The organism is Microvirga subterranea, from assembly GCF_003350535.1.
GTDB classification, from domain to species: Bacteria; Pseudomonadota; Alphaproteobacteria; order Rhizobiales; family Beijerinckiaceae; genus Microvirga; species Microvirga subterranea.
In genome coordinates, this window is record NZ_QQBB01000014.1 from 22,527 (window position 1) to 48,391 (window position 25,865).

20 protein-coding genes are annotated in these 25,865 nt (G+C 61.8%); 8 read left to right on the forward strand and 12 right to left on the reverse strand.

All coding sequences use genetic code 11. The annotated features are described in order from the left end of the window. Positions 1–8 precede the first annotated feature (8 nt). The 4 genes from DES45_RS22330 (at position 9) to DES45_RS22345 (ending at position 5,247) form a co-directional block, all read left to right on the forward strand. Positions 9–1,454 (forward strand): amidohydrolase family protein, encoded by a 1,446-nt coding sequence (locus tag DES45_RS22330; protein ID WP_114772767.1) that lies wholly within the window; start codon positions 9–11, stop codon positions 1,452–1,454. Between the two features lie 402 nt (positions 1,455–1,856). Next, positions 1,857–2,894 (forward strand): amino acid ABC transporter substrate-binding protein, encoded by a 1,038-nt coding sequence (locus DES45_RS22335; protein ID WP_114772769.1) that lies wholly within the window; start codon positions 1,857–1,859, stop codon positions 2,892–2,894. Between the two features lie 67 nt (positions 2,895–2,961). Continuing rightward, positions 2,962–4,134 (forward strand): amino acid ABC transporter permease, encoded by a 1,173-nt coding sequence (locus DES45_RS22340; RefSeq protein WP_114772771.1) that lies wholly within the window; start codon positions 2,962–2,964, stop codon positions 4,132–4,134. 3 nt (positions 4,135–4,137) lie between these two features. Beyond that, a complete protein-coding gene (locus DES45_RS22345; protein WP_114772773.1) occupies positions 4,138–5,247 on the forward strand; it encodes an amino acid ABC transporter permease in 1,110 nt (369 codons plus the stop codon). A gap of 11 nt (positions 5,248–5,258) precedes the next feature. Here DES45_RS22345 and DES45_RS22350 read toward each other — a convergent pair whose 3' ends face one another. From DES45_RS22350 to DES45_RS22360, 3 genes are all read right to left on the reverse strand, one after another. Beyond that, on the reverse strand, positions 5,259–6,554 hold the full coding sequence (locus tag DES45_RS22350) for an NAD(P)/FAD-dependent oxidoreductase (protein ID WP_114772775.1): 1,296 nt from the start codon (positions 6,552–6,554) through the stop codon (positions 5,259–5,261). A gap of 122 nt (positions 6,555–6,676) precedes the next feature. Continuing rightward, positions 6,677–7,945: a lipopolysaccharide biosynthesis protein gene (locus DES45_RS22355; RefSeq protein ID WP_170151605.1), complete on the reverse strand. Its 1,269-nt coding sequence runs from the start codon at positions 7,943–7,945 to the stop codon at positions 6,677–6,679. Between the two features lie 119 nt (positions 7,946–8,064). Next, positions 8,065–9,333: a GNAT family N-acetyltransferase gene (locus tag DES45_RS22360; RefSeq protein ID WP_114772779.1), complete on the reverse strand. Its 1,269-nt coding sequence runs from the start codon at positions 9,331–9,333 to the stop codon at positions 8,065–8,067. Between the two features lie 283 nt (positions 9,334–9,616). On the opposite strand from DES45_RS22360, the gene DES45_RS22365 reads away from it, so the two are divergent. Then, the gene (locus DES45_RS22365; RefSeq protein WP_114772781.1) at positions 9,617–10,732 is read left to right on the forward strand and encodes an NADH:flavin oxidoreductase/NADH oxidase; all 1,116 of its coding nucleotides are present in this window, start codon (positions 9,617–9,619) and stop codon (positions 10,730–10,732) included. 49 nt (positions 10,733–10,781) lie between these two features. On the opposite strand, the gene DES45_RS22370 is transcribed toward DES45_RS22365, so the two are convergent. Continuing rightward, complete coding sequence (locus DES45_RS22370; protein WP_114772783.1) at positions 10,782–11,069, reverse strand: hypothetical protein; 288 nt, start codon at positions 11,067–11,069, stop codon at positions 10,782–10,784. Positions 11,070–11,273: 204 nt separating this feature from the next. Here DES45_RS22370 and DES45_RS22375 point away from each other — a divergent pair, with 204 nt between their 5' ends. Then, complete coding sequence (locus DES45_RS22375) at positions 11,274–11,540, forward strand: hypothetical protein (RefSeq protein WP_147282479.1); 267 nt, start codon at positions 11,274–11,276, stop codon at positions 11,538–11,540. 40 nt (positions 11,541–11,580) lie between these two features. On the opposite strand, the gene DES45_RS22380 is transcribed toward DES45_RS22375, so the two are convergent. From DES45_RS22380 to DES45_RS22405, 5 genes are all read right to left on the reverse strand, one after another. Beyond that, positions 11,581–14,727: an efflux RND transporter permease subunit gene (locus DES45_RS22380; protein WP_114772851.1), complete on the reverse strand. Its 3,147-nt coding sequence runs from the start codon at positions 14,725–14,727 to the stop codon at positions 11,581–11,583. Then, positions 14,727–15,944, reverse strand: coding sequence for an efflux RND transporter periplasmic adaptor subunit (locus tag DES45_RS22385; protein ID WP_114772787.1), 1,218 nt, complete (start codon positions 15,942–15,944; stop codon positions 14,727–14,729). The genes DES45_RS22380 and DES45_RS22385 overlap by 1 nt, the downstream gene beginning before the upstream one ends. Positions 15,945–16,185: 241 nt before the next feature. After that, positions 16,186–17,271 (reverse strand): HlyD family secretion protein, encoded by a 1,086-nt coding sequence (locus DES45_RS22395; protein WP_114772791.1) that lies wholly within the window; start codon positions 17,269–17,271, stop codon positions 16,186–16,188. A 19-nt stretch (positions 17,272–17,290) separates the two neighbouring features. Then, positions 17,291–18,853, reverse strand: a complete 1,563-nt coding sequence (locus DES45_RS22400) for an MFS transporter (protein WP_245571839.1) — start codon at positions 18,851–18,853, stop codon at positions 17,291–17,293. A 131-nt stretch (positions 18,854–18,984) separates the two neighbouring features. After that, positions 18,985–19,458 carry a MarR family winged helix-turn-helix transcriptional regulator gene (locus DES45_RS22405; RefSeq protein WP_114772795.1) on the reverse strand — a complete coding sequence of 158 codons (474 nt, stop codon included), beginning with the start codon at positions 19,456–19,458 and terminating at the stop codon, positions 18,985–18,987. Between the two features lie 319 nt (positions 19,459–19,777). Here DES45_RS22405 and DES45_RS22410 point away from each other — a divergent pair, with 319 nt between their 5' ends. Beyond that, a complete protein-coding gene (locus DES45_RS22410) occupies positions 19,778–20,344 on the forward strand; it encodes a DUF2076 domain-containing protein (RefSeq protein ID WP_114772853.1) in 567 nt (188 codons plus the stop codon). Positions 20,345–20,515: 171 nt separating this feature from the next. Here the strand turns inward: DES45_RS22410 and DES45_RS25300 are convergent, their stop codons facing one another. Further along, positions 20,516–20,659 (reverse strand): hypothetical protein, encoded by a 144-nt coding sequence (locus tag DES45_RS25300; protein ID WP_170151607.1) that lies wholly within the window; start codon positions 20,657–20,659, stop codon positions 20,516–20,518. Between the two features lie 968 nt (positions 20,660–21,627). On the opposite strand from DES45_RS25300, the gene DES45_RS22415 reads away from it, so the two are divergent. Next, complete coding sequence (locus tag DES45_RS22415) at positions 21,628–22,722, forward strand: replication protein RepA (protein ID WP_114772797.1); 1,095 nt, start codon at positions 21,628–21,630, stop codon at positions 22,720–22,722. Between the two features lie 707 nt (positions 22,723–23,429). Here the strand turns inward: DES45_RS22415 and DES45_RS22420 are convergent. Both DES45_RS22420 and DES45_RS22425 read right to left on the reverse strand, forming a co-directional pair. Then, positions 23,430–24,722, reverse strand: coding sequence for a multidrug effflux MFS transporter (locus tag DES45_RS22420; protein ID WP_114772799.1), 1,293 nt, complete (start codon positions 24,720–24,722; stop codon positions 23,430–23,432). A gap of 321 nt (positions 24,723–25,043) precedes the next feature. Continuing rightward, positions 25,044–25,643, reverse strand: coding sequence for a M15 family metallopeptidase (locus tag DES45_RS22425; RefSeq protein ID WP_114772801.1), 600 nt, complete (start codon positions 25,641–25,643; stop codon positions 25,044–25,046). Positions 25,644–25,865: the final 222 nt, after the last annotated feature.

Here is a 25,865-nt window from a genome sequence, read left to right on the forward strand (position 1 = left end):
AAACAAAAATGGCCCATAACACCATCACTCTCTTCAAGGATTGCGACTGGATCATTGCTTGGGATGAGCCATCGCAATCCCACGTATACCTGCGCGACGCAGATTTCGCGATCCGTGGCGATGAGATCATTCACGTCGGGAAAGACTACTCAGGCACTGCCGATGTGGAGATCGACGCGCGTCGAATGATGCTGATGCCTGGTTTCGTCGATGTCCACAGCCATCCGGGGCATGAACCCGGCTGGAAGGGAATGCTGGAGGAGTTGGGCAGCCCGCGGCTTGGGCAGAGTTCTCTCTATGAATTCATGCCGGTCTTTCAGATCGGCCCGGAATACACGCGCCCTGCCCTTCGGGTCGCCGTGTCGGAGCTTTTGAAGAGCGGCGTCACCACCATCTGTGATCTTGGCCGTCCTCGCGAGAGCTGGGCCGACGAATATGCGGAGACCGGCATCAGAGCCGTTCTATGGGGCATGTTCCGGTCGGGGCCCTGGAAAACACGCAACGGGCACTCGGTGGAATACGATCTTGATCCCGCAGCGGGCGATCGCCTGCTTCGCGAGGCGATCGATATCGCGGATGCTGCGTCCAAGCACCCGAGCGGCCGGATTACCGGGTTCATTGGCCCCGCGCAGATCGACACCTGCACCGAGGGACAGATCCGGGATGCTCTCGATGCCGCCCGGGAACGCAACCAGCCGATCCAGATCCATGCGGCGCAAAGCATCGTGGAGTTCCAGGAAATCATGCGCCGATATGGCGCCACGCCGATCGAATGGCTGGAGAAGATCGGCGCACTTGGACCTGATACGATCATCGGACATTGCATCTTCCTCAACGACCACCCCTGGATTCACTGGCCGCATGCCAATGACTTCGACCGCCTCAGAGACAGCGGCGCCCAGGTGGCCCACTGCCCAGTGGTCTTCGCGCGTCGCGGAATCGCGCTCAACACGCTGAGCCGCTACATGAATGCCGGCATCCGCTGCGGGATCGGCACCGATAGCTTCCCGCACAACATGCTGGATGAGCTTAGAATGGCCTGTTACGCCGGCCGCATCGTGGCGGGAAGCTTCACGGCTGCAAGCACGCGCGACGCTTTCATGGCGGCGACTGCAATCGGGGCCGATATGATCCGTCGTCCGGACCTCGGACGTCTGGCTGTCGGCTGCAAGGCGGACTTCTCCGTGGTCGATATGACCAATCCGTATATGCAGCCGGATTACGAGCCCATTCGGAGCCTCGTCTATTCGGCGAACGACCGCGCCATCAAGGACGTCTATGTCGACGGGCGGCAGGTCGTCCGAGACGGAGAGGTTCTCGACTTCGACATCGGCGAGGATATCGAAATGCTGCGAAGGGGTCAGGCGGAAGCGATTGCAGCGGCTCCGCAGCGCGATTGGGCCGGTCGCCATCTCGATGAATTGAGCCCACGCGTCTTTCCGGTTCGATCATGACCTCGACGTTGATGAGAATGCTTCAGTGGAACGATGCTGAGCGTAGACCTATGCAGGCCAGGGCGCGGAGAACGGGATAGATGGATCACCCCTATCGGGGAGCTGATCGTCTCCGCCGGAGGGGATGAGGGAACCGGCAGGGGAGTACGTTCCGCCTGAAGCCCGAACGCTCGCCTAACCCGTTCGGGCGACTCCCGGACCGTAGGGGTCATCCGTCGAGCATCTGAGAATGCAGCCTTGGAGGCAGTGCTGATGTGTCGGCACCTTTCGGCATGCTCCTGTCGCAGGAGTGAAGACTTCGAAAGGGATTACTTTGCGAAATCTACGCTTGAAACCTCCGATCTTTCGGGTCTAGCTTTGAGTGCTAGCGCTTCATAAAGCGCACAAATAAGAGGGAACACGATGTCGAAATCAAAGCACGTTACTCGTTGGCTCGCGATGGGACTTGTTGCCGGTGTAGCTGCGCTCGCGGCAGCTCCCGCCTCCGCACAGTCGACCCTCGACACGGTCAAGAAGCGCGGCAAGATCCTCTGTGGCGTTTCTCCTGTCGCTCCTGGGTTCTCCTACGCGGACGACAAGGGCGCTCGGCGAGGCTTCGACGTGGACATCTGTCGAGCGGTCTCGGCTGCAGTCTTCGCCGATCCTGACAAAGTCGAATACGTGCCGTTGAATACGAATGTGCGCTTTCAGGCGCTCCAATCAGGCGAAGTTGATATCCTGTCGCGCCAGAACACCTGGAGCTACACCCGCGACACATCCCTCGGCCTCGATTTCGGCCCCGTCGTCTTCTACGATGGTCAGGGCCTGATGGTGCCGGCGAAGCTGAACGTTAAGAGTGCAGCGGAACTCTCCGACGCCGCGATTTGCCTTCTGCCCGGAACGACGACGCTGCAGAATCTCGAGGACTATTTCCGCCCGAAGAACATCAAGTACGAGTCGGTCGTGTTTGAGAACTCGGATGAGTGGCGGAATGCCTTCTTCTCCGGACGTTGCGACGCCACGACGACGGATCGTTCCGATCTTGCCTCTGTTCGTGCGATTGCCAACGATCCCGAGCAGTACGTGATCCTGCCTGAGACGATTTCGAAGGAGCCGCTCGCGCCCGCCATCCGGCAGAATGACCCCAACTGGCGCGACATTCTGAATTGGTCCGTGTACACATTGATTGCGGCGGAAGAGAAGGGAATCACGCAGGCGAATGTCGAGGATCACCTCAAGAGCGAGGACCCGGAGGTTCAACGAATGCTCGGCGTTTCGGGCGACTTCGGTAAAATGATTGGTCTCGACAACAAGTGGTCCTTCAACATCATCAAGATGGTCGGCAATTACGGGGAGGTCTTCGACCGCAACCTCGGCCCCAAGACCCGTCTCGGCCTGAGCCGTGGTCCGAACAAGCTCTGGACCGAGGGCGGCCTCCTCTACTCGCCGCCCTTCCGGTAATCCTAGGACGGCGCGGGCGGCTCTCAAGCTGCCCGCGTCTCTGTCGCTGATACCGGGAAGGATTATCATGCGCCTCGATGCGTCGAGTGGAACCAGGCTCCTCTATGACCTGCGCGTCAGAGCCATCATTTATCAGGTCGTCGCTGTTGCAAGCGTCGTCTTCCTCGGGCTCTACCTGTTTTCGAACGTCTCCCAGAAGCTGGCCGAGCAGAACATTGCGACCGGCTTCAACTTTCTGTCGCGTGAAGCAGGATTCGTCATCAGCCAGACACTGATCGACTACAAGCCTAGCGACACTTACGGTCGGGCCATTCTCGTCGGAATTACCAACACGATCTGGGTCTCGGCCTGGGGAGTGGTTTTTGCAACGGTCATTGGATTTTTCGTCGGAATCGCACGACTATCCTCCAATCCGCTCCTGGCGCTTCTGGCATTTCTCTATGTCGAGGCACTACGCAACGTACCGCTGCTTCTGTATCTCTTTCTCTGGTACGCATTGATCGTGACCAGCCTGCCCTCGGTCCGCGACGCATGGGAACTCCTCCCGCATGTCTTTTTGAGCAACAGCGGCCTTACCGTCCCTTCGCTGAACTGGAGCAGTGCACACACGGCTGCCCTCGCTGCCCTGCTTCTCGGTGGCATTCTTGCTGTCTTCGTCCGACGCCGCATAGTCGCAGAGCGCGTTCGTACGGGGCGGGAGCGGGTCACGTGGCCTCTTGTTGCCGTTGCATTGCTTGCGCCGTCTTTGCTTGCGATCCTGCTGTTCCAGCCGGATCTCGCATTCAGCCTGCCTGAGAAGGGCCGCTTTCGCTTGACCGGAGGTGCACAGCTCAAGCCGGAGTTCGTTGCCCTGCTCGTCGGCCTGGCCCTTTCCGCATCGGCCGGTATCGCGGAAATCGTTCGAAGCGGGATCCTCTCGGTTCGGAAGGGGCAATGGGAGGCTGCCCGTGCTCTCGGTTTAAGCGACGGCAGAACGATGCGCCTCGTCGTCATCCCTCAAGCTTTGCGCGTGATCATTCCGCCCCTGACGAGCAGCTATCTGAGCCTGTTCAAGAACTCGTCGCTCGCGATCGCCATCGGGTATCCGGATCTCGTGATGGTGTCGAACACTACCATGAACCAGACAGGCCAGGCCATCGAGGGAATTGCGATCTTCATGCTCGTCTACCTCGGCCTGTCGATCACGATTTCCGTGTTCATGAACTGGTACAACAGCCGCGTCGCACTGAAGGAACGCTAAGCCATGACGACAGCGACAGATCTGGCTGAAGCTCAGCTCAGGCTCCCGAGCGAGCGACGGCCTACGGAGGGCGGTGGTTTCGGAAGAGTTCTCAAGCCGCTTTTCGGAACACCGATCAACGCGGTGATCAGCCTCGCGTGTCTGACACTTCTCTGGCTCTCTGCAAAGGGCGCCTATGGGTGGCTCGTCACGCGGGCCGTGACGGAGGGCGGGCCCCAGGCCTGCAAAGCCGGGCAAGGCGCCTGCTGGCCTTTTTATGAAGCCAAGCTCCGTTTCATGCTGTTTGGCGTCTATCCTTACGAGGAGCACTGGCGTGTCATTCTCGCGATGGGTCTGTTCATGGCGGCCATCGCGGTGACGATGATCCCGCGTTTCTGGGATCGGCGCCTGCTCGCTCTCTGGGGTGTCACCGTTCTCGCGACGGGGCTGCTCATCAGCGGCGGCCTCTTCGGATTGCGCTACGTGCCGACGACGCAATGGAGCGGTTTGCCCCTTTCGTTCCTGCTCACCGCAGTGGGCTTGGCCTTCGGATTCCCGCTCGGAGTCGTCCTGGCTCTCGCCCGCTCATCCAAGCTTCCGGCGATCCGGGTCCTCGCCATCGTGTTCATCGAGGTGATCCGCGGCGTTCCGCTCATCAGCATCCTGTTCATGGCGTCGGTGATGCTGCCCCTCTTCATGCCGGATGGCCTGACGATCGACAAACTCCTCCGCGCGCAGATCGCGATCATCATTTTCGCCGCCGCCTATATTGCGGAGGCGGTCCGCGGCGGCCTGCAGGCGATTCCGCGCGGTCAGCACGAAGCCGCCAACGCCATGGGGCTCCACTACTGGCAGGCGATGCGGCTGGTCGTGCTGCCGCAGGCGCTCAAGATCGCCATTCCGCCGCTGGTGAACATTTCGATCGGCTTCTTCCAGGATACGACGCTCGTCACGATCATCGGTCTCCTTGATTTCCTTTCAACGATCAGGACGGCCATGCAGGACCCGAACTGGGTCGGTATCGCCGTGATGGAAGGCTACCTTTTCGCAGCCTTCGTGTATTTGGTGTTCTCTTACGGGATGGGAGCCTACAGCCGATTCTTGGAGCGTCGCCTGCGCCTCGGGCATGACTAGGAGCGAGCGAGTCAGGCTGCTCGGGCGGAGCGCCGCTCACGGGCGAGATCCATCGCCTGATAGGTCCAGTAGGTCAGCTGCACGGCCGCAGTCCCGAACGGGCCGCCGTTCCACGCCAAGCCGAAGGGCTCGAAGAGCCTGTAGCGATCGGTCTTGCCGAGGATAGCCTCGGCAACGACCTTCCCGCCGATCGCAGTGGTGTTCATGCCATGCCCGCCGAAGCCGTATGCGTACCAGATTCCGGGCTGCATCCGTCCGATCAGTGGCATGAGGTGGCGTGCATAGGCCATGAGTCCCGACCAGGCCGTTTCGACCCGAACGCCCTTGAGCTGTGGGTAGGTGGAAACCATCGTCTGACGCATCATCTCGGCGAGCCGTCGCGGCTCCGAAGTGCGCGTGGTGATGCGACCGCCCCAGAGAAGGCGTGCTCCGTCATCGACGAGGCGATAATAGTCCCCGGCTCTGCGATTGTCGCTGATCGCCTTCGGCGTGCGCACCGCCTCGGCAATTTGGTCCGGCGCCGACTCCGTGAGGAGCACATAGGTCGCAATGGGAAGAATGCTGCGGCGGAGGCGTGGCACGAGGTTGTCAGTATACCCGCCGCAGGCCAGGACCACATCGCGGGCCCGCAGCTCCCCATCGGAGGTTCGGATGACTTTCTCAGCACTGTCGAAGTCGGTCGCAACCACACGCGAGCGCTCGAACACCCTCGCGCCGAGGCTCTCAAGGGCCTTGGCGAGGGATCGGGAATAGTTCAGGGGATGAAAGTGGAACGCTGCCGGGTCGTGGAGAGCCTGATAATATTTCGATGACTTCAGCACGGTTCGGACTTCTTCCGTGGACATCAGGTCGAGACGGTATCCGAACTCCTTCTCCATCAGGTCGCGCCGACGGGCGAGCCCGTCGGGATCATGGTAGCGGAGTACGCTCAGCTTCCCATGGACGAGCTTTTGGTCCGCAAAACCCAGACTGCTGATGTTGTTCTCGACGATTTGAGCCCCTTCTATCGACAATCTGTGCAGGTGCTGGGCGTTATCCCGGCCCACCATGCGCGTGATATGCGCGTGGCTGGTAGCATATCCAGGGCCGACGAACCCGCCGTTTCGTCCGGAAGCACCCCACCCTATCCGCTCAGCCTCGAGGACTACGACGGAGCGACCTGCCTTCGCCAACTCCAGTGCGGCCGTCAGTCCTGCAAGTCCTCCGCCGACGACTGCGACATCTGCCTCATGCGCGCCCGAGAGCGCCGGGTGCGCGCCGGCCTCTGAAAGCGTGCGGGCATAGTATGTGTCGGCATAGCCATCCATGATGATCTCCGGCTCAAAGTGTCGCCAATCTCCACCAGAGGAGCAGGCATGAGAGGCAGCAAAGCACGTGGCGGCCAAAAGGCAAGAGCTTACGGATGCCTATGTTCGTGAAGTGTACAGGATCAAGCCGTGCTCCGGAGACGCCTGTCACAGCTCAGGATGCACCAGAGGATCTGTGCCACGTTGACGAGGACGCCAACGATCGCAAACAGAGCGATGGCCGCCATCTCGTCTCGGAGAAGAAGAACTCCCACCGCCAGAGAAGCCGTGCGGAGGATGGTGACCACGACCTCATAGGCGAGGAAATGGCCTTGCAGCCCTAGGATCGGAAAGGCCTGGGTCGATGGCGCGCCGATGAAAATGAAGTAGAACCACAACGCCAGCCAGCGGGCATATTCTCCAGCCGGCGCCCAGTCGGCGCCGAAGACGAAGCTGAAGATCCATGGCCCGAAGACCATCATGATGCCAAAGGGCACGATTCCGAAAGCCGCCAAGGCCGCAGTGCCCTTGAGAAGAAGAGGTCGCAGGGGCTCGGATCGGTGGCTCGCTTCGGCGATTCTCGGAAGAAACACCGTTCCGACCGCGGCGGCAATGATCGTGATCGGCAGAGAGACCACCCGGAACGCAAGCACGTAGAAGCCCGCCGCGGCCGGCCCAAGCAGCGAGGCAAGCATGAGTGAGGGGATGCCGTAGGAGGCGGCATTGAGCCAGTCCAGGGGTGCTCTGAAAAGCGGGAAGTCCCGAAAGCGATAGGCCGCACTCCGGAGTGAAGCCTCAGCTTCGGCAGCAGGCTCGGCACGATCGCAAGCCTCGCTCGAGAGGAGCGTGCTCCTGGCGCTGCGCCACATCAGCCAGACCTTGAGCCCCCCGGAAATGGCGACCGAGGCCAGCAGCACGGGTGCCGTCGCTGCGACGACGCCAGCGGCGGACTTTCCAGTGCCGACGAGAACGGCCTCGGCAATAGAGATCCGTGACAGCGACGCAAACTGCTTCTTGCGGGCGAGCCAATGGTGGAACGGCTGAGCGATCGCCGTCATCAGAACGACGATGGGAAGAAGGAAAAGAAGCGATGAAGCGGCGGTGAAGCCGATCGCATCGGCGATCTCGGCATGGAAGATCCCGACGACGATCGCGGAGAGAGCGGACATCGCTGCGCTGATGATCATGGACAGGCGAAAAAGCGCCCGGGCTTCGCCGTCGGATGCCGGAAGAACGATCGAGCCCCCGTAGCCGAGGCTGGCAAACGGGGTGACAATTCCCACGATGGACAGGAATATCCCCTGCACTCCGAAAACTTCGGGCCCATAGAGACGGGTGATGACAGGGGAGAAAGCGAAGGTGATCGCCTGAGCGGCGGCCGTTCCGCCGACCACCACCGCCAGGCCCCGCATGAACGGATGCGACCGCAGGTTCCTTATCGACCGTACAGCGTTCGCTAGACTGCCGCGGCCCAGATCTTTGCTCTGTGCGGGCCCAAACCGAGCCTGCCTCTCGCGCATGGGGGCGACCATCAATCCTCGTCACGTCGATCGTTGGTGGTTTGAACGTTGCGGCTTTCGGATGCGCGACGGGGCCTCAGCTCTCCGCGGCGCCGGAGCCGACGCTGAGCCTCTCTGACGACCTCGGGAATGCGCGGCCGAACATGCTCTCGGTAGAACGAGCGCAGCTTGACCCGGGAGAGCTGGAACGTCACCGGAATGGCTGAATCTCGAACGAGATGGACCGTCGTGTATTCGTCCTGCGGCATGTGCCAGAAGCGATGTGCCTCGGCGCTGCTCATGGGGTTGACCTCCTCGATCTCCGGACGGGCAAAGGCGTCTTTGTAGAGTTCGCCCGTCAGAAGCATCCCCGGTCGGCAATCGGCATAATCCTCATCGAACGCAATCTTGGGCAGGATCAGAGCCGATCCGCACCGCACCACGAAGCGGGCAGCGACGAGATGCCCGTCAACCCGCATCGCATACCATTCGAGACATCCCGATCCCGCTAAATTCCTGACGAGGGTCCTGTGGTAGGCGTGGGAATTGTCGTTCTGGAGGATAGCGGTCCCGCCCCTGCCCTTCCAGCCGGACGCTTCAAGGCGCAGGAACTCGTCGAGGAATGCCTCGTCGGCATATCCACTGCGCTTGATCTCGACCTGCACGCTGCCGCGGCTCTCGAGCTTGCGCCGGTACCGCCTGAGGTTCTTCCGCATCTGGCCCAGGGTCGAAAGGTAGGCTTCGAAATCACCTCTGACATCGAGAAACGAGTTCAGCACTCGGGAACCAGGATGGGCACGATAGCCTTCAACGCCCTGTTCCAGCGCCTTCAGCACGGGGGAGCCGCTGCGAAGCCCGATCAGGTCGATTCCAAGGTGGTCCGGAACCTGCCGTCGCGCTTCCCCAAGAAGGGTTGACAGAGCCACATGAGCCCGATCCGGCGCGAGGACGATCTTCTCGATCAGAACATGCCTGTCGCACGTCCGAAGAACCGGGCGGGCATAGCCCAGCAGCGGATGAGCCCCACTGATGAGCGGTAGGACGCCGATGAGACGGCTTCCCTCATAGGCGAAGATGCAGAGCCAGCGCTCTCCCGGTTCGGGGCCATGCCGAAATCCTGCATCGGCCCAGGCGGGCAGCAGCGTCCCGAGGCGCTGGGGAGCGTTCCAGGCGAGCGCATGCCAAGCGTCGCAATGCGGTGCGAGCTCGTCGGCGTCACGAACGGTGACGGTTCGGATCTCGCCCGTGGAGGCTTCAGGGCGCCATAATCTGCTCTGGACTTGGCTATCGTAAAATCCCATCGAACCTCTCGGACGTTGCGTCCCGGTCTCGCCAGATCACATCTTTGCCTCAAGGCCGAGTCTTCATCATCTCCGTATAGGTAAGGTCGAACGAAGCATCGGAGTTACTTCTCAAGGGGCTCATGGCGCCTGGAACTCACCGGGTCGAGAGGTCGAAGCCGGGTGTTGCATCCACTGAATGCGTGGGGACGAAAATCCCGTTTCGTTCCACGTTCGCACACGACAGATGACCTAGGCTCGCTTACGCCCTAGATTTCGACCGCATCAAACGGAGCAAAGACTCGTGAGTCATCTCTTCGACCCGCTGCTGATCGGCAACCTCAAATTGGATAACCGCATCATCATTGCGCCCATGTGCCAATACTCGGCAGAGGACGGAAAGGCGGGCGACTGGCATATGATCCACGTCGGCCACCTTGCCTTGTCCGGCGCAGGCCTGATGATTCTCGAAGCAACGGCCGTATCGCCGGAGGGGCGGATCTCACCCGATGACCTCGGGCTTTACTCGGACGACAACGAGGAGGCCCTCGCGCGCGTGCTCAGAGCCGTGCGAGCCTATTCGCCCATGCCCGTCGCCGTTCAGCTTGCACATGCCGGTCGCAAGGCCTCAAGTCGAGCGCCCTGGGATGGGGGAACTCAAATCCGTCCGGATGAACCGAGGGGCTGGAAGACGGTCGCTCCTTCACCCGTTCCCCATTCGGAGGGCGAGGACGTCCCGCACGCGCTCGACCGCTCCGGGCTCGACAAGGTGCGCGCCGATTTCGTGGAGGCGACCCGCCGGGCCGCTCGACTTGGCCTCGACGGCATCGAGATTCATGGGGCCCACGGCTATCTTCTGCATCAGTTTCTGTCGCCCATCGCCAATAAGCGAACGGACGAATATGGCGGCAGCCTCGAGAACCGCATGCGCTTCCCGCTCGAGATCTTCGAGCTTGTCCGGGCGGAGTTTCCTGCCGATCGTCCGGTCTGGATGCGGATATCCGCCACGGATTGGGTTCCGAACGGATGGGACATCGAAGGAACCGTCGCTCTCTCAAAGGAGCTGAAGCGCCGGGGTTGTGCTGCGATTCATGCCACGACGGGCGGTCTGTCGCCGGCGCAGGCGATCAAGCTTGGGCCTGGCTATCAGGTGCCCTATGCCCAGCGCGTCAAGGCCGAGGTGGGCCTTCCGACGATTGCGGTTGGATTGATTACCGAGCCCGAGCAGGCGGAGGCGATCATCGCCAACGGCGAGGCCGACGCGGTCTCTCTCGCCCGCGCAATGCTATACGACCCACGCTGGCCCTGGCACGCCGCTGCAAAGCTCGGAGCCCAGGTCAATGCGCCGAAACAGTATTGGCGCTCGCAGCCGCGGGAATACAAGGATCTGTTCCTGAGCGCCAAGCACGGTCAACGGTAGGCCATCACTTGGCATCGGCTCAGGGAACGGCAGCGGATCGGGGTTCGGATTAGTTCTTGGTCGCGGAGGAGGCCTCTCGAAGAGCCTCTTTCTCAAGCCTCGCCTGCTCCGAAAGGTGTTCGGCGATCGCCGTCAGCTTTGCGACGGCGGGATCTTTCCCGTAGATCTCGACCTGACCGGCCAACCCGACCGTCAGCATCGTCTCGAAGACGATCTCGGCCGGAACTCCGCCCTTGATCAGGTCGACGGCAATCTTCTGCCACTGGTCCAGCAGCTGTTCCTTGATGGCGGCAATCTCGGTGCTCATGCGCCCTGAATAGCGGATCTGTTGCATCATGTCGCCATGCAATCGCCCGCGACGGTTGGATGCGTAGGATTGATCGCAGCTCCCGCCACCGCCAGAGTGACTAATCAAAGGCGCTGATGGGATAATCCCTCCGGAGTAAGTACACGTACACCGTATCCTGCCGACATGCGGAGGGGTATGAAGATCTGGCTAAGCTTTATTCATGAACACTTGATTCGAATAAGGGAGCAGATCATGGCGAACAGCAATGCCAATTTCTGGGTTGGCGAGCATTCATCCGGCCTGAATGCGCCGATCAAGGATGTATTGCACAAGATCTGCGACATCGACTTGCATCACGAGGTTGCCCTTCTCAATCTCGACCAGGCCAACATGGACAAGGATCAGAAGGAACATCTCAGGCAAACCCTGAGGAACTCATACCAGGACACTCGCCAACCTTACGTTGACTTTCTGAAGGCGCTGTGGAGGCATTACAACCGTCGCCCCTATACAGCCTGAACCCAGGACAGGCTTCACTCTTTGTGAGGTGGGGGTGCGCCTATTCGGCCAGCGGTTTGGCGGCAGATGCGGATGGCAGTTGGGCTTCTGCTCTGGATTGTTTCCTGGTCCGCGTCACCACCCTGAAGAAGAGCGGCACGAACAGGATCGCGAGGAAGGTCGCGGCCAGCATTCCGCCGATGACGCCCGTCCCGACAGAGTGTCGGCTCGCGGAGCCCGCACCGGAGGAAATAGCGAGCGGTACGACGCCGAGAATGAAGGCGAGCGACGTCATGACGATCGGCCGGAAGCGCAAGCGCGCCGCTTCCATTGCGGCCTCGAAGGCGGATGCCCCTGCCCTGTGATGCTCCGCGGCGAATTCGACGATGAGGATCGCGTTCTTGGCCGCAAGTCCTATCAGGGTGACGAGACCGACCTGGAAATAGATATCGTTCTCGATGCCCCGCAACCATATGGCCAGGATGGCGCCGAACACTGCGAACGGGACCGCGGCGATCACGGCTAAGGGCAAGGACCAGCGCTCGTACTGCGCCGCCAGGATGAGGAAAACCATGATCAGGCCGAAGAGGAACCCCTGCGCACCGGTGCCGGCCGACTGGAGTTCCTGATACGCGGAGCCGGTCCAGCCGATCGTATAGTCGGACGACAGGGTCTGCGCCACGACTTGCTCGATCGCGGCAATCGCCTGACCTGACGAGAATCCAGGAGCCGGATTGCCCTGGATCTTGGCGGCCGGAAAGACGTTGAAGCGGTCGACCACATCGGGCCCCACGATCCGCGAGGCCGAGATCAGAACGTTCAGCGGAACCATCGTGTCGTTGCTTGAGCGCACGAAGACATGCCGGAGATCGTTGGGCGACTGCCGGAATTCGGGCTCCGACGACAGGCTGACGCGATAGGTGCGTCCGAACAAGCTGAAATCATTGACATAAAGACTTCCAAACGTGCTCTGCATCGTGTCGAAGATCGCCGCGATCGGCACGCCAAGAGCCTTCGCCTTGTCCCGGTCGACGTCGATCCGATATTGCGGCACGCCCGTGCTGAACGTGGTCGATACTCCAGAGAGCTCGGGGCGCTGGGCAGCCGCCTGGATCACCCGCTGGGCTGCCTGGGCGAGATCCTCGAGGCTGCCGCCGGAGCGGTCCTGCAGATAAAATTCGAAGCCGCCGGTCGTGCTGAGTCCCATGATGGGCGGCGGGTTGAAGCCGACGACGACGCCGTCGCGAAAATGCGCATTGATGGCAGCAAACGACGGAGCAAGATTGCGGGCGTCCAGGCGCGGATCGGTGCGCTCGGACCAGTCCTTAAGCGTCACGAAGGATATCCCGGCATTCGTCTTCTGGGCGCCGGACAGGAAGTCGTAACCGGCAATGGTGACGACATCCGCTACAGCCGGGTTCTTCATAAGCTCCTCGCTGACCTTCGCCGTGACATCGAGTGTCCTGTCGAGCGAGGCGGCCGGCGGCAGCGCTGTCACGACGAAGACGTTGCCCAGATCCTCAGCGGGCACGAGGCCGCCGGGCACCCTTTGAAACAACCACCAGGTCGTTCCGAGCATGCCGGCGATGAGCACCACAGCGATCAGCGCGTGGCGGAGGAAGAAGGCGGTGCCAGCGGTGAAACGGCTGGTGATCCAGTCAAATCCGCGATTGAACACCCGGAACGGCATCCAGGGCTCGCGGTGCCCTTCTTTCAACAGGAGGGCGCAGAGGGCAGGCGTCAACGTGAGCGCCACGATGCCCGAGATCACCACTGAGACTGCAATCGTCACCGCGAACTGGCGGTACAGCTCGCCCGCAAGGCCGCCCAGGAAGGAGACGGGAATGAACACGGCACAGAGGACCAGCACGACGGCGATGACCGGTCCGCTCACTTCCTGCATGGCCTGGATTGCCGCCTCCCTTGGGCCTTTTCCCTCGGTCGACATGATACGCTCGACATTCTCGAGCACGATGATCGCGTCGTCGACGACGATGCCGATTGCAAGGATCAGGCCGAACAGCGTCAGGAGGTTGATCGAGAACCCGAGCAGGTACATTCCCGCGAATGTGCCCACGATCGACACGGGCACTGCCAGAATGGGGATCAGTGTGGCGCGCCAGTTCTGGAGGAACAGGAAGACCACCACGACCACCAGCACGATGGCCTCGATGAAGGTTCGGATCACCTCCTCCACCGATACCTCGATGAACCGCGTCGTGTTGTAGGGCACGTCGTATCGCAAGCCATCGGGGAAACGCTGCGACAACCGCTGCATCACCGCGTCGACGGCGGCGGACACTTCGAGAGCATTGGCGCCGGGCTGGAGATAGACGCCGATTGGCACCGTCGGTGCTCCGTTCAGCGTCGAGACGGTCGAATAGTTCAGCGACCCCAGTTCGACCCGGGCAACGTCCTTCAGCCGCAACGCACCTCCGTTCTCGTCGGACCGGAGGATGATCTGCTCGAACTCCCTGGGATCGGCGAAGCGTCCCTGCGTCGTGACCGAGTAGGTGAAGGCCTGCCGGCTGGTCATCGGTTCCTCGCCGAACCGACCTGCCGCGAACTGGGCATTCTGCTCCCTGATGGCGGCAGCGATGTCTCCGGGCGTCAGATTGACCTGAGCAACCTTGTCCGGGCGCAGCCAGATCCGCATCGAATAGTCGGATGCGCCGAAGAGCGATGCGTCGCCGACTCCAGGCGTGCGTCTTAGTTCGTCGATGATGTTGATGAGCGCGTAATTGGAAATATAGATCGGGTCGTAGCGCCTGTCCGGTGAAGACAACGCCACGATCTGGAGGATCGATGACGATCGCTTCGAGACCGTCACCCCCTGGCGCCTGACCTCCTCCGGAAGGACCGCCGTGGCGCGCTGGACTCTGTTGTTGACGTTGATCGTCGCCTGGTCCGGGTCGGTGCCCGTCTGGAAGTAGACGGACAGGTTCATGGTGCCGGACCCTGTCGAGGTCGACTGCATGTAGATCATGTCCTCGACGCCGTTGATCTGCTGCTCGAGCGGCGCTGCGACCGTTTCGGCGATCGTCTGGGCGCTCGCGCCCGGATACGTCGCCGAGACGACCACCTGGGGCGGAACGATCTCCGGGTATTGGGCGACGGGTAGGACCCGCATCGCGACCAACCCGGCGAGCACGATCACGATGGACAGAACCGAAGCGAAGATCGGCCGGTCGATGAAAAACTTCGAGATCATGGCCTGGCTCCGGCAGGCTGGGCCGAGGGTGCCGACGGGGACTGCTCGGCCTTCCGCTCGACCGCTACGGACGAAGGGCGAACCGGTTGCCCGGGACGGACCCGGATCACGCCATCGACGATCACGCGCTCGCCGCCCTGGAGGCCTTCGCTCACGATCCATCCGGACGCGAGTTCCGCACCGAGACGGATCGGGCGCACTTGAGCAACATTGTTCCCCCCGAGAACATAGACCGACGGCCCTTGGGGCCCCTGGCTGACGGCCTGTTGCGGCACCACGATCGCTTGCGGGACCGTCACCCCGTAAAGCCGGACCCGGACGAACTGGCCCGGCAGCAGGACCCCATCCGCGTTCGGAAAGATGGCCCGGACCTGGATGGTCCCCGTCTGGGGATCGACTCGTTGGGCCGCCGTATCGATCCTGCCCTTGTCGGGATAGGTTGCACTCTGGCCGATCAGGATCTCAACGGTCAGGTCCTTCTCCGTGATAGGACGTTCGCGCTGCTCGTTCAGGTTTCGGAACGCACGCGCCTCCTCGTCCGTGACGGAGAAATTGACGTAGGCAGGGTCTATGACCGAAATCGTGGTCAGAAGTGTCTGCTGCGCCTGAATGAGCGCCCCTTCCGGCGGCGATTGGAGGGCCGTGATGCCCGCGACCGGCGCGGTCACCGTTGTATAGCTCAGGTTGAGCTTCGCGTTTTCCACCTCCGCCTGGGCAAGCTGCACCCCTGCCCGTCCCTGATCCCTCTGTGAACGGGCCTCCGCAAGCTGGGCCTCCGTGGAGACGCCGCGCCGGGCGAGCGGCTCGATGCGCCCGAAATTCTCTTCGGCCTGCTGGAGGGCGGCCTGTGCTTGAAGAAGCTGGGCCTCGGCCCGGCTCAAGGCCACCTGATAGGTGGCGGGATCGATGCGAAACAGCACCTGATCCTGTTTGACCCGCCCACCTTCCTCGAACTCACGCTTCAGCAGGAGCCCGCCCACACGGGGGCGAACCTCGACGTCGCGGTACCCTGCAACACGGCCAGCGTACTCAACCGGATAGGGAACTTCCGCAGGCTGGGCGACGATGATCCCCACCTCCGGCGGCGGCTGTTGCGGCGGACCTGCTGCCGTCCTTGATGCGGGAGCTCCTCCGGATGAGCGATGGTAGAACGCATAGAGAGCCGCGGCGAGAACAAGCCCGATGACGGCGATGAGGATGACGCGCCTGGCCACGTTATGCTCCGGATTCCCTGGGAGAAGCAGTCGGAGCCGAAAGGTTTGCTGGGTCTCAAGGATGAGAAGCAAAACTCCCGCAACAGCTCTCTCGCAGAATGCATCGACAATCGGCTCGCAGGGCGAGAGCGCCGGCCCGGCCTTCTGGTGCGGGCGCAGCAGATCGACCCGAGCAAGCGGCAGGTTTCTCGCCCTTTTCGACTATCTAGATTTCTGCTTGAGAAGGACCAGGGTCTCGGCGCTACCTGAGGCTCACGGCTCCGGTCGATGCGACATCATCCGGTTTCGCCTTTGCCGCAGTGTCGACCGTGACCACCACCGACATTCCCGGCGCGAGCCTATCCATCAAGGTCTGGCCGGGATCGACGGAAATGCGCACCGGCACGCGCTGAGCTACCTTCGTGAAATTGCCCGTCGCGTTGTCGGCCTTGAGGACGCTGAACTCCGATCCGGCTGCCGGCGCGAAGCGCTCGATGTGGCCAGCCAGACTGGCGTGCTGGAGCGCATCGACCGTGAACGTCACGGCTTGGCCTGCCTTCATGCCGGCAAGCTGGGTTTCCTTGAAATTGGCTACGACCCAAACACGGTCAGGCACCAATGCCATCAGCTGGGTGCCGATCGAAACGTACTGGCCCACCCGGGCGCCAACCTCCCCGAGCTGCCCGTCCCTGGGCGCCACAATCCGGGTGTTCTGAAGGTCGATTTCGGCCAGGTGAACCGCAGCTTCGGCGCCCAAGACCGCGGCCTCCAGGGATTGGCGGTTGACCAGTGTGGATGCGAGTTCCTGGCGTGAGACCTCCAGCGCGGCCTGGGCCTGGTTCAGTGCAGCCGTTGCCTGGTCGAAGGTGGCGCGGCTCTGGTCTGCTTCCTTTTGGGTCGTAATGCCGCGCTCCAGGAGGGGCTCGATCCGGTTCCAGTTCGCCTCGGCTGCAGTCAACGCCGCCCTTGCACTGTCCACCTGCGCTTGGCTTGCAGCGATGCGGGCTTCATCCGAGCGGCGCTTCTGCTCGGAATTCGCGAGGGCTGCCTGCTGGCCCGCCAGTGTGGCCTTGGCCTGCTGCAGCTTCTGCTCGTAAATTCGATCATCGAGCTTCACCAGAATTTGCCCGGCTTTGACCTCCTGGAAATCCTGCACGGCGACCTCGGCGACGTAGCCGGCAAGCTGAGGGCTGACCAGCGTGATCTGGCCCCGGACATAGGCGTTGTCGGTCACCTCCACGGTGGTGGTGAAGGGTGGCAGACGCCACGTGTAGAGAACCAGCAGCACGCCGCCTACCCCGAGGACGACGGCGAGCAAAGTTGCAGTGGAGCGAAGGAGTTTGAACATCGGCTGTTGGTTTCGGTCTTCAGTTCGCGGGCTGTGGATCGGCGACCAATCGGCCGAGGGCCAGGATCGCCATGTGGATGAGCAGGGCTGCGAGCGCGAGACCCGCAAGCGCCGCCACGAGGAGGAAGAGATCGTTGTAGGCGAGAACGTTCGCCTCGCGGGTGACCTGCTGGTTCAACAGGTTCAGACCCTGCGTGCCGAGTTGAGCCTTGTCGGTGATCACCCGCCCGTATGCGGCTTCGAGCTGCGATACGCGCTGCGCTACGATCGGGTCTGTCAGGACGATCCGCTGAACAAGTGCCGCCGCATGAACCTTCGTCCGAACGGTCACGTACGTCCCCAGGATTGCCGAACCCAGGAGCCCGCCGATGCTCTGCGTGGTCAGAAAGATGATGACGAAGCTGAGGATGTAGTTGGGGCCTCTCTTGAGGGCCGACATGAGTCCGGATGCGAGAGCGGGCGGCAGGAACAGGGAGCCCGCAAAAGCGATCATGGCCTGGCTCAGGAGCATTTGCTCCGGGCGGGTCAGGCTGGTGGCATGGCTGTCCATGAAGGCCCCAGCCATGAGCAGCGTGAGTGCCGCGACATGGATCCACGCCTCCCGGCCCGGCTTCATGACGGCTGCGCAGGCGAGGCCTCCTGCGATCGACGCGGCCAAGGTGATGCCATAGAGCACCGCCGTCTGGTCATTCGTGAGCCCTAGTGCCTGAAGGAACCCGACTGCGCCGGTCGTCTGCTCCGACAGGATGATGCGGAAGATCAGCAGCGCGCCGGTAAAATGGATCACCTCCGGGCTCGCGAGCCAGCGGATGTCCAGGAGCGGGCTTTTCCGGTTGAGTTCGATAACGGCCGCCAGGGTTACGGATGCGACGCCTCCCGCCAGCATCATGCCAAGCCATGGAGCTTCGAACCACCAGTACAATCGGCCGAGGGTGAGCACGACCGCCGTGAGGCCGAACCCGGTTGCGATGAGCAGGAAGCTGACGATGTCGAGGAGTTCGATGACCTTCGCCCGAGGCTGCGGCGTGAGAGGCAGCAGGTACACGGCCGCAAAGGCCATCAGGGCGAGCGCGATCTCCGCAACATGCAGGCCGTGCCAAAGCCCGATCTGAAGGAGGCCAGGCGATATCAGGCGTGCGACGGGCATTCCCAGCGAGAGCGAGGTGAGCGCGAGCGAAAGACCGACGGTCAGCTTCCTGGCAGGCGCGAAGGGCTCGAGCATGTAGAGGAAGCAGAGCGTCGACATGGGAGCGGCAACGATGCCGCTCAGGAAGCGAACGACGAGCGCCGAATGAAGATCGTCGACGAACAGATGCATGGATGCGACGACGACAAAGCCGAGGATGCTCAGCTCCGCGAAATTGCGCAGTCCGTACTGGTTCCTGATTTTGATCAGGGCCAGGGAGAGGCTGACATTCGGCGCCATGTATGCCGCCATCAGCCAGGTCGCCTCGGCAGTCGTCGCACCGACGGCACCCTGGATCTGCGGCAGGTTCGCCGAAATGAGATTCATGCCCAGGCCCTGGGTCAGGGCAAGGAGCAGCGACGCCAACATATAACCGGCCGCTCGCGGTGCAGGCATGGAAGCAGGCGCCGCCGTAGGGGTCGGCGGCGCCTGCAACTCCGGACGCCCGGTGGGCTTCGAGGGGGTCTCAACCTCTGAAGGGGCGTCGGGAAGCTCCTGGTCTGCGGATCGAAGGGCCGGCGATGCGCTCATGCCGCGTCGGGCTCGTAGCCGGCGACCGCCGCGATCTTCTGGGCGATGGCTTGGAACACCCGGGTAGCGCTGACCAGCTCGGCTTCCGACACCTCGGCAAGGACCTCCTCCCGAAGCTCATTTCCAAGTCCCGTGACCTCTGCTGCAAGCCGCCGTCCCGCTTCCGTAAGCGCGATATGCTTTGCCCGACGATCGCCCTCGACCGGACGGCGCTCCGTTAGCCCCTGACGCTCCAGCCCGTCGAGCAGACGGACGAGGGTCGGCCCCTCCACTTCCAGGATTACGGCCAGTTCGGTCTGGGTCATCACATGTTTCTTCGAAAGGTGAATGAGCGTGCGGGCCCGGGCCAGCGTGAGTCCATGGGCTCGGACGCGGGCGTCAAAAAGGGTGCGGAGTTTCCGGCTGGTGATCGAAAGCTCTTCCAGGAACTCGGCGCGCAGTAGCTCGGACTGGGTTTTCTTAGTATCCATATGGTTAGCACGCTATCAATTGCGTCGCTATATAACTTCGACATGGGGGATTCGGCAATACCTCATTGAATCTGTTGACCGGATGCGCCCACCGTTATGACTTTTGGAGCCAACTGTGGGTGCCCCGAAGGACGAGCCGGGCTCCTGCTGCGACCGATCCCAGGTGGTTTGTTGGCCCAGGTAGGGATTAGTGCGCAGCACCGCTCCGTATACGACCGTAGCCCCACTCCGGAGCTTCCGCCCGGCGGCCCGCGGAGGCTCGGCCCTCGTGGCAGGTGGGATGCGCAGCCATCATCGTTTGCAGAAAGGACCCATCTTCATGGATCATCATGACCGCCAAGCCATCGAGCAGCTCTTCGGTAAGCTCGCACAGGTTGAGGGCCAGACCGCTGCGCCCGACACTCAGGCGGCCGACTACATTCGCGCAAAGATCGGGCAGCAGCCTCATGCCCCCTACTACATGGCTCAGACGATCGTCGTGCAGGAGCAGGCGCTGAGCGCCGCCAACGGCCGCATCCAGCAGCTCGAGCAGGAGCTTGCGAGCCGCCCGGCCGGCGGAGGCGGTTTCCTGTCCGGTCTTTTCGGAGGAGGACAGCCACGTCCTCAGCCGCAGACGATGCAGCCTCACCCCATGCAGCCGATGCAGGGTGTATCGCCCCATATGGCGCAGGGAATGGCAGGTCGCGGCGGCGGCGGGTTTCTGGCGGGTGCAGCCCAGACCGCGATGGGTGTCGCCGGCGGTGTCGTCCTCGGCAACATGATCGCCAGCGCCTTCTCCGGCGGAAGCGATACGACCGCCGCGGCACCGTCCCAACCCGAACCGCAGCAGGCAGCGGCTGAGGATCTCGGCGATGACGGCGGGGACTTCGGCTTCGACGAAGCCTGAGCCTCGTCTTCCGAATAGAATCGAGCCGGCCGGATGTAATTGCGTTCGGCCGGCATTTTGGCAGCCGCCCGGTCTGTTGCAGGCTGACCGGACGTTCAGGACCGCGGCAGAGCCGAGCGGAAACCAGGGTGCCGTTCAGTGCAGCTTGGACGTCATCCGCCGGATGGTGGCCTAGAAGAGCTCGGTGGCAGGCTGCTTCTGGCGGATGCCCGCGAGTGTCGCCAGGGACGCATCCCCATGACCGATCATGGCCGTCTCGAGCCGATCGTAATAGGCGAGGTCCCACGTCCGGCCGCTCGCCTCCTCCCGAAGCAAGCCGATCGCCTCGAAAACCCGCCATGCCTGCCGAAGCTGACAAGCTCACAGGCTTTCCTGAGAGCGCTGAGGACCGTCGCGCGAGGTTTCATCGGTTTTGCGCCTGTCGCATCCATTCTGGATGTGCCCGACCCTGGAGAACCGGAGCCGCTGCACCTGTATTACCATGACTGCACGAGAATTTTCGGCGAGGTGCGGTGACGTCCGCCGTGTCGTTTCGTCGGGTGAAGCCCCCGGAGCCGACCAGCAGCTACGAAGAGTTCGATTCGCCAGCACGTTGAAGGCGGATCCAAGTGCGCCTCAGCGGAGAGGCGTGCTGCTCGGATCATGCAGCTATCCCCTCAATTCAATCAAAAATGCGAAGCTCTATGGGCCCATAAGAGAGTCTCTGAATCGATTCAGATTCAGGAGGATTATGAGTCAGGTATATGCAGGAGCAAAAACCGCATTCCTCTCACCGACTTAGCCGCAATCTGCGTATTGAACTCTACGCAGGGGCGCATCCTGGTCTGCGTGGCAGCGTATTCAGGTCAGCGCATAATGCGGCCCCTCGCATATCGGACTCTGCGTGATCGCGCATCGAATTCGGCGCGGCGTCAGCGTCAAGAGATTGCAAAACAAACGAAAATGAAGTGGGCGCCGGTATCGGACTCTGCGTCGGAGGCCTTCCGCTGCCCGGATTACGTCCCTTGCCCGACCATCCGGGGCTCGCGGGCGGAGCCGGCGTATCGGACTCTGCGCATCTCACAGAGCGAATGCGCTCCTTCAGGCGTATCGAACTCTGCGTCATTCGATTTGGGCGCTCCCTCGGCTCGCGAGGCGGCCAATTCCTTGTTTGGGCCGCCGGCAAGGCCGATCGATGAAAGCTTTGGATAACTCGCCTCCGGCGGCGTCCCGGATGGACCCGAACGCGCTTGACGCAGTTGCGAGTCCGCGAGCCGAGATCCGTGCCTGGAACCGAGAGCAGTATGAGCGTCGACGAGCACCTTTCCCTGATCCGTGATGCCGACCTCGTTGAGGAGGTCGAGCGCGCACGGGGTCACTTCATGTTCAAGACCATCCTTGAACATATCGCCCATAAGCAGACGCTGCGCGATGCCGAGCAGATGAGGCGAACGGAGCTCGACAGCCGGCGCGCTGCGATGAGCCGCGATCAACGGCGCCGCGATGCGGTGCGGGAGGTTATCGAGAACACGCCGAGCTCGCCGGAGAACATCCAGCACATTCACAGCGTCCTGGCCCTCTGCGGCCTTCCCTATCGCGAACCGAAGGGCGAGCGCGAGTTCTTTCGTGAGTATGGGCGCAACACCCTCAGCATCATGGCCGGACGCCTGAAGAACCCGAAAACGGGGCAGATGGAGGTTCAGGGCCTGCCCTACGGTCCCAAGGCGCGCCTGGTGCTCCTCCACCTCTGCACCGAGGCGGTTCGCCAGCGCAGCGCCAAGATCGAGGTCGCCGACAGCCTGTCAGGGTTCATCAAGCAGATGGGGTTTCCGGTCACCGGGGGCGAGCGAGGCACCCTGCGCCAGTTCAAGGAGCAGCTGAACCGGCTTGCCGCCTGCACGATGCAGATCGGCCTGTGGGATGGCGCCTCACGATCCAGCACTTTGAACGTTCCGCCCTTTCGCCAGCTCGATATCTGGCTGACGGGCAACTCCGACCAGGGCCTTCTCTGGTCGAACACCGTTCAGTTCCACGCCGACTTCTATGACAACCTCATTCAGCACGCCCTTCCGGTGGACATTCGCGCCGCGAGGGCTTTCGCCGGTTCGGCGAGGAAACTGGATATGCTGTTCTGGATGGGGTACCGGCTCCGCACGGTGCAGCGGCCCCTGCGGCTGTCGTGGGACAACCTTCACAAGCAGTTCGGCTCCGACAATGCGAGCATCCGTAGCTTCAAGCAGGCATTCAAGGGAGACCTTGCCCACATCAAGGAAGTGTTCCCGAAACTGCGGGTGTCGCTTGACGACAGCGGCATGATCCTGCTTCCGACCGATCCGAACGAACTGCTCGTTCCGCCGAAGCGGCCGAAACCAGAAAAACAAATTGCATCAGCGGCTTAGATGCGCAGATTAGGATTCGCAGGACGGACTTGGCCAGCTCCGGACCTTCATCTCGCGGACGGCTCGCTCGATCACGCGTGACAACGCGGGATCCGGGGCCTGAACCTGAAGTCAAAGTGACTGAGGGGCTTGAATGGCGACCCCGGCAGGGCTCGAACCTGCGACCTACTGCTTAGAAGAAAGTAACTCAGTCGGTAACCCTTTGATTCATAAGGATCGCGGTTTCCAATCCCGAAGCGCGAACGGGAAGTAGCGTGTCAGAAGAGCCAGGGGTTTGGGAACTGCAGACCCTGCGACTTAAGACGTCTTCTACAGAGCCGGACCGGCCATCCCTACCTGACCACCAGGATGTCTCCTGTGGGTCAGGAACCAAGATTCCCTGCAATTTGGGAACGTCCGCTTCGATGAGGATTGCTGCCTCCGAGCTTACGTCTCAGGCGTGCCATGAGGAGACCTTTATCCCAAGACGGTAAGTGATGCCTGAGGCTCCTGAGCCCGTCGCTTGCCTCTTCATTGATCCTTCGGGCGCCGCTCCGGCGTTTCCAATCCCACGCTATTGTCATTCCCTCGTCTGCTAGGGCCGCAAGCCGGCCATGCCGAGGAGCAATTGCCTCGATGATGACAATGACAACGTGGCCGTTCGGTATCATGGGGCGGGTCTCGTCAATCCGGACCAGCCCCCTGCCCGTCGGTCGGCGGCCGGCTCGTCACTCCGCCGCAACCGGCAGAGCCCGTTTGGCGGCTCCCTGTTCAGGCTGGCTCCGGAGGGACAAGCGCCCTTTCTCGGTCCAGAGAACAACCAGGAGGCATGCCGCACCAAGGCAGAGATAACCCAGACTGAGAGGGATGACCGTGCCGTTGAACGAGCGTCCGATGACAAGCCCGAACAGGGCGCCGACGAACGTGGTGTAGGACCCAATGAACGATGAGGCCGTGCCCGCGATGGCGGCCAAGGGAGCCATGGCGATGGAGTTGAAGTTCGGCACCGTCAGGCTGTACAGAAATTGGCTGATGGCAAAGATGGCCACATAAAGAAGCAGCGGCGGTCGCCCGTCATAAATAAACGCCACGCCCACCTGCACCGCGGCAACAAGCGTAAATCCGCAGATGCCGATATGCGACAGGCGACGCATCCCCAGACGCCGTACGAGCCTCGCACTCGTGAACGAGGCCGCCCCCATGAATGCGGCAATGCAGCCAAACACCAGAGGAAAGAGCACTCCGAGCTCATAAGCTTCGGTTTCGAAGATCTGTTGCGCCGACCCTATATAGGCCATCAGACAGCCCATCATCAGAGCGATACCTGTCGCATAGCCGATGCTGACGCGTGTGGAGATGGTGGTTCGGACAGCGGATGCGATCTGGCCGAAGGCGAAGGAGCGCCGATATTCCGGATGGAGGGTTTCCGGCATGCGCGTGTAGAACCAGACCGCCACCAGCACGGCAAATCCAAGGACGGTCGCGAAGATCATGCGCCACGTACCCAGAAGCAGGAGAAGACTGCCTGAGGCGGGCGCCAGCATCGGCACAATGATGAAAACCATCAGGGTGATCGACATGACGCGCGCCATTTCACGGCCTTCATATCGATCCCGGATGATCGCTACTGTCAGCACGCGGGTGGCGGCCAGACCGGCGCCTTGGACGGCTCGTCCGATCAGCAACATGGAAAAGCTCGCGGCCGTAGCGGCAACAACGCCACCTATGAGATAAACGGTCAGTCCGATCATCAGCGTGGGCCGCCGGCCAAGCGCGTCAGAGACCGGGCCATAGACGGTCTGCAGAATGGCGAATGGCACCATATAGGTCGTGATCAGCAGCTGAAGGTCATTGGGATCGGCGATCGCGAAGTTGGCCTGGATCGGCCCGAAAGCAGGAAGCAGATTGTCGATCGACAAGGACCCGAGGCTCATCACGAGAGCAATGAGGAGTACGAACTCACGCAAAGATAGCACTCGAGTGCTGCCGCTTTTGGCCGGGTCTCTGGCGGACTGAAACATGAAAATGCTTTCTGCGGCGGGTGTTCATGAAGCCCGAAAGGGCGCGTCACAAAAGAAGGAAAAAAACAGCTGGTGATGCGCAAAGGACGATGGTCGAGAGTGGAAGGGATCGCCTAACCCGTGGGTGTGGGTTGCCGCACGTACCGCCTATTAGGGATGGGAGACGTCGGGCTGGCGGCGCTCTTTATCTGAGCCTGCACTTGATGGCTTTCCGGCATCCGGCTTGCCTCCATGAGGTCATTCGATCACCGGCTGTTAACCCCGTGCGTACCGGACGGTTTCATCAGGAATGACGGCCTACCCGCATGAGCCGTGTTCCGGTCATGGCCGCGAGAGCTCAAAATGCGAGCGGTCCATGTTCTTGAAGCCGTGGAAGTGGCCACCCCAGCGGATCGGCACACCCAACCCGGCGGCCGCCTTCGTCACTGCCGCTGCGATCCGGGTCTGAATCCCCGGATCAAAGTAGATCCGGCCTTCCTGGTCGAGCGGCCATAGGTCCACCGCGTCTCCGGAGCGGTGCAGACTATCGTGGGTTCTGGACCAGCCCCAGGCAACTGCCCTTCGCTGCAGCTTGGCACCACGCCTCCCCGAGCCGATCACGAAGTGCAGGCTGGGGTTGTCGGCCTGCGCCTTGAGAACAACCTTGGCAAGTACCGGATTGAGAGACCGGAGATTAGCCTCATGATGCCCCAATGGATCCGGGTTCCAGACGCGAAACATTATCAATTGATCCCGTCCGAGATCATCTTTCACGGGGATCCTCGCATAAACACCGCTCGGTCCGAGAATCGGGTCGAGCGTGGCATCAGTTGATCTTCCGGCCTCGGCACCGGATTCGACCTGAGCTCTGGCGTCCATGCAGAAGCTGACGAGAGCTATGACGAGCGACTTGATACCGAGGGAGCGGATATCTCGAAGCATGGCAATCTTAACAGTCGTAGCACGATATCGCTAAAGATGGCGGAGCCAGTCAGCGTGTCAGGCTCGTGGCGCCTGAGCCAGGAAGCGTCTGCGCCTATCAGGATGTTTGAAGGGCTTGGCCATTGTAAGGCATTGAAGGTCTGCCTGGGGTCACCCGAGGATATTGCTAACGCCTCAGGAATGTCTGTTGTCCTCTTCGTCAGAAGACATTCGGCGTATTTC

What these genes read in the sequence shown, in the direction of transcription:
- DES45_RS22330 (WP_114772767.1), top strand. Translation starts at nt 9, where the DNA reads ATGGCCCATAACACCATCACTCTCTTCAAGGATTGCGACTGGATCATT.
- DES45_RS22335 (WP_114772769.1), top strand. Translation starts at nt 1,857, where the DNA reads ATGTCGAAATCAAAGCACGTTACTCGTTGGCTCGCGATGGGACTTGTT.
- DES45_RS22340 (WP_114772771.1), top strand. Translation starts at nt 2,962, where the DNA reads ATGCGCCTCGATGCGTCGAGTGGAACCAGGCTCCTCTATGACCTGCGC.
- DES45_RS22345 (WP_114772773.1), top strand. Translation starts at nt 4,138, where the DNA reads ATGACGACAGCGACAGATCTGGCTGAAGCTCAGCTCAGGCTCCCGAGC.
- DES45_RS22350 (WP_114772775.1), bottom strand. Translation starts at nt 6,554, where the DNA reads ATGGATGGCTATGCCGACACATACTATGCCCGCACGCTTTCAGAGGCC.
- DES45_RS22355 (WP_170151605.1), bottom strand. Translation starts at nt 7,945, where the DNA reads ATGCGGGGCCTGGCGGTGGTGGTCGGCGGAACGGCCGCCGCTCAGGCG.
- DES45_RS22360 (WP_114772779.1), bottom strand. Translation starts at nt 9,333, where the DNA reads ATGGGATTTTACGATAGCCAAGTCCAGAGCAGATTATGGCGCCCTGAA.
- DES45_RS22370 (WP_114772783.1), bottom strand. Translation starts at nt 11,069, where the DNA reads ATGATGCAACAGATCCGCTATTCAGGGCGCATGAGCACCGAGATTGCC.
- DES45_RS22375 (WP_147282479.1), top strand. Translation starts at nt 11,274, where the DNA reads ATGGCGAACAGCAATGCCAATTTCTGGGTTGGCGAGCATTCATCCGGC.
- DES45_RS22395 (WP_114772791.1), bottom strand. Translation starts at nt 17,271, where the DNA reads ATGTTCAAACTCCTTCGCTCCACTGCAACTTTGCTCGCCGTCGTCCTC.
- DES45_RS22400 (WP_245571839.1), bottom strand. Translation starts at nt 18,853, where the DNA reads ATGCCTGCACCGCGAGCGGCCGGTTATATGTTGGCGTCGCTGCTCCTT.
- DES45_RS22405 (WP_114772795.1), bottom strand. Translation starts at nt 19,458, where the DNA reads ATGGATACTAAGAAAACCCAGTCCGAGCTACTGCGCGCCGAGTTCCTG.
- DES45_RS22410 (WP_114772853.1), top strand. Translation starts at nt 19,778, where the DNA reads ATGGATCATCATGACCGCCAAGCCATCGAGCAGCTCTTCGGTAAGCTC.
- DES45_RS22415 (WP_114772797.1), top strand. Translation starts at nt 21,628, where the DNA reads ATGAGCGTCGACGAGCACCTTTCCCTGATCCGTGATGCCGACCTCGTT.
- DES45_RS22420 (WP_114772799.1), bottom strand. Translation starts at nt 24,722, where the DNA reads ATGTTTCAGTCCGCCAGAGACCCGGCCAAAAGCGGCAGCACTCGAGTG.
- DES45_RS22425 (WP_114772801.1), bottom strand. Translation starts at nt 25,643, where the DNA reads ATGCTTCGAGATATCCGCTCCCTCGGTATCAAGTCGCTCGTCATAGCT.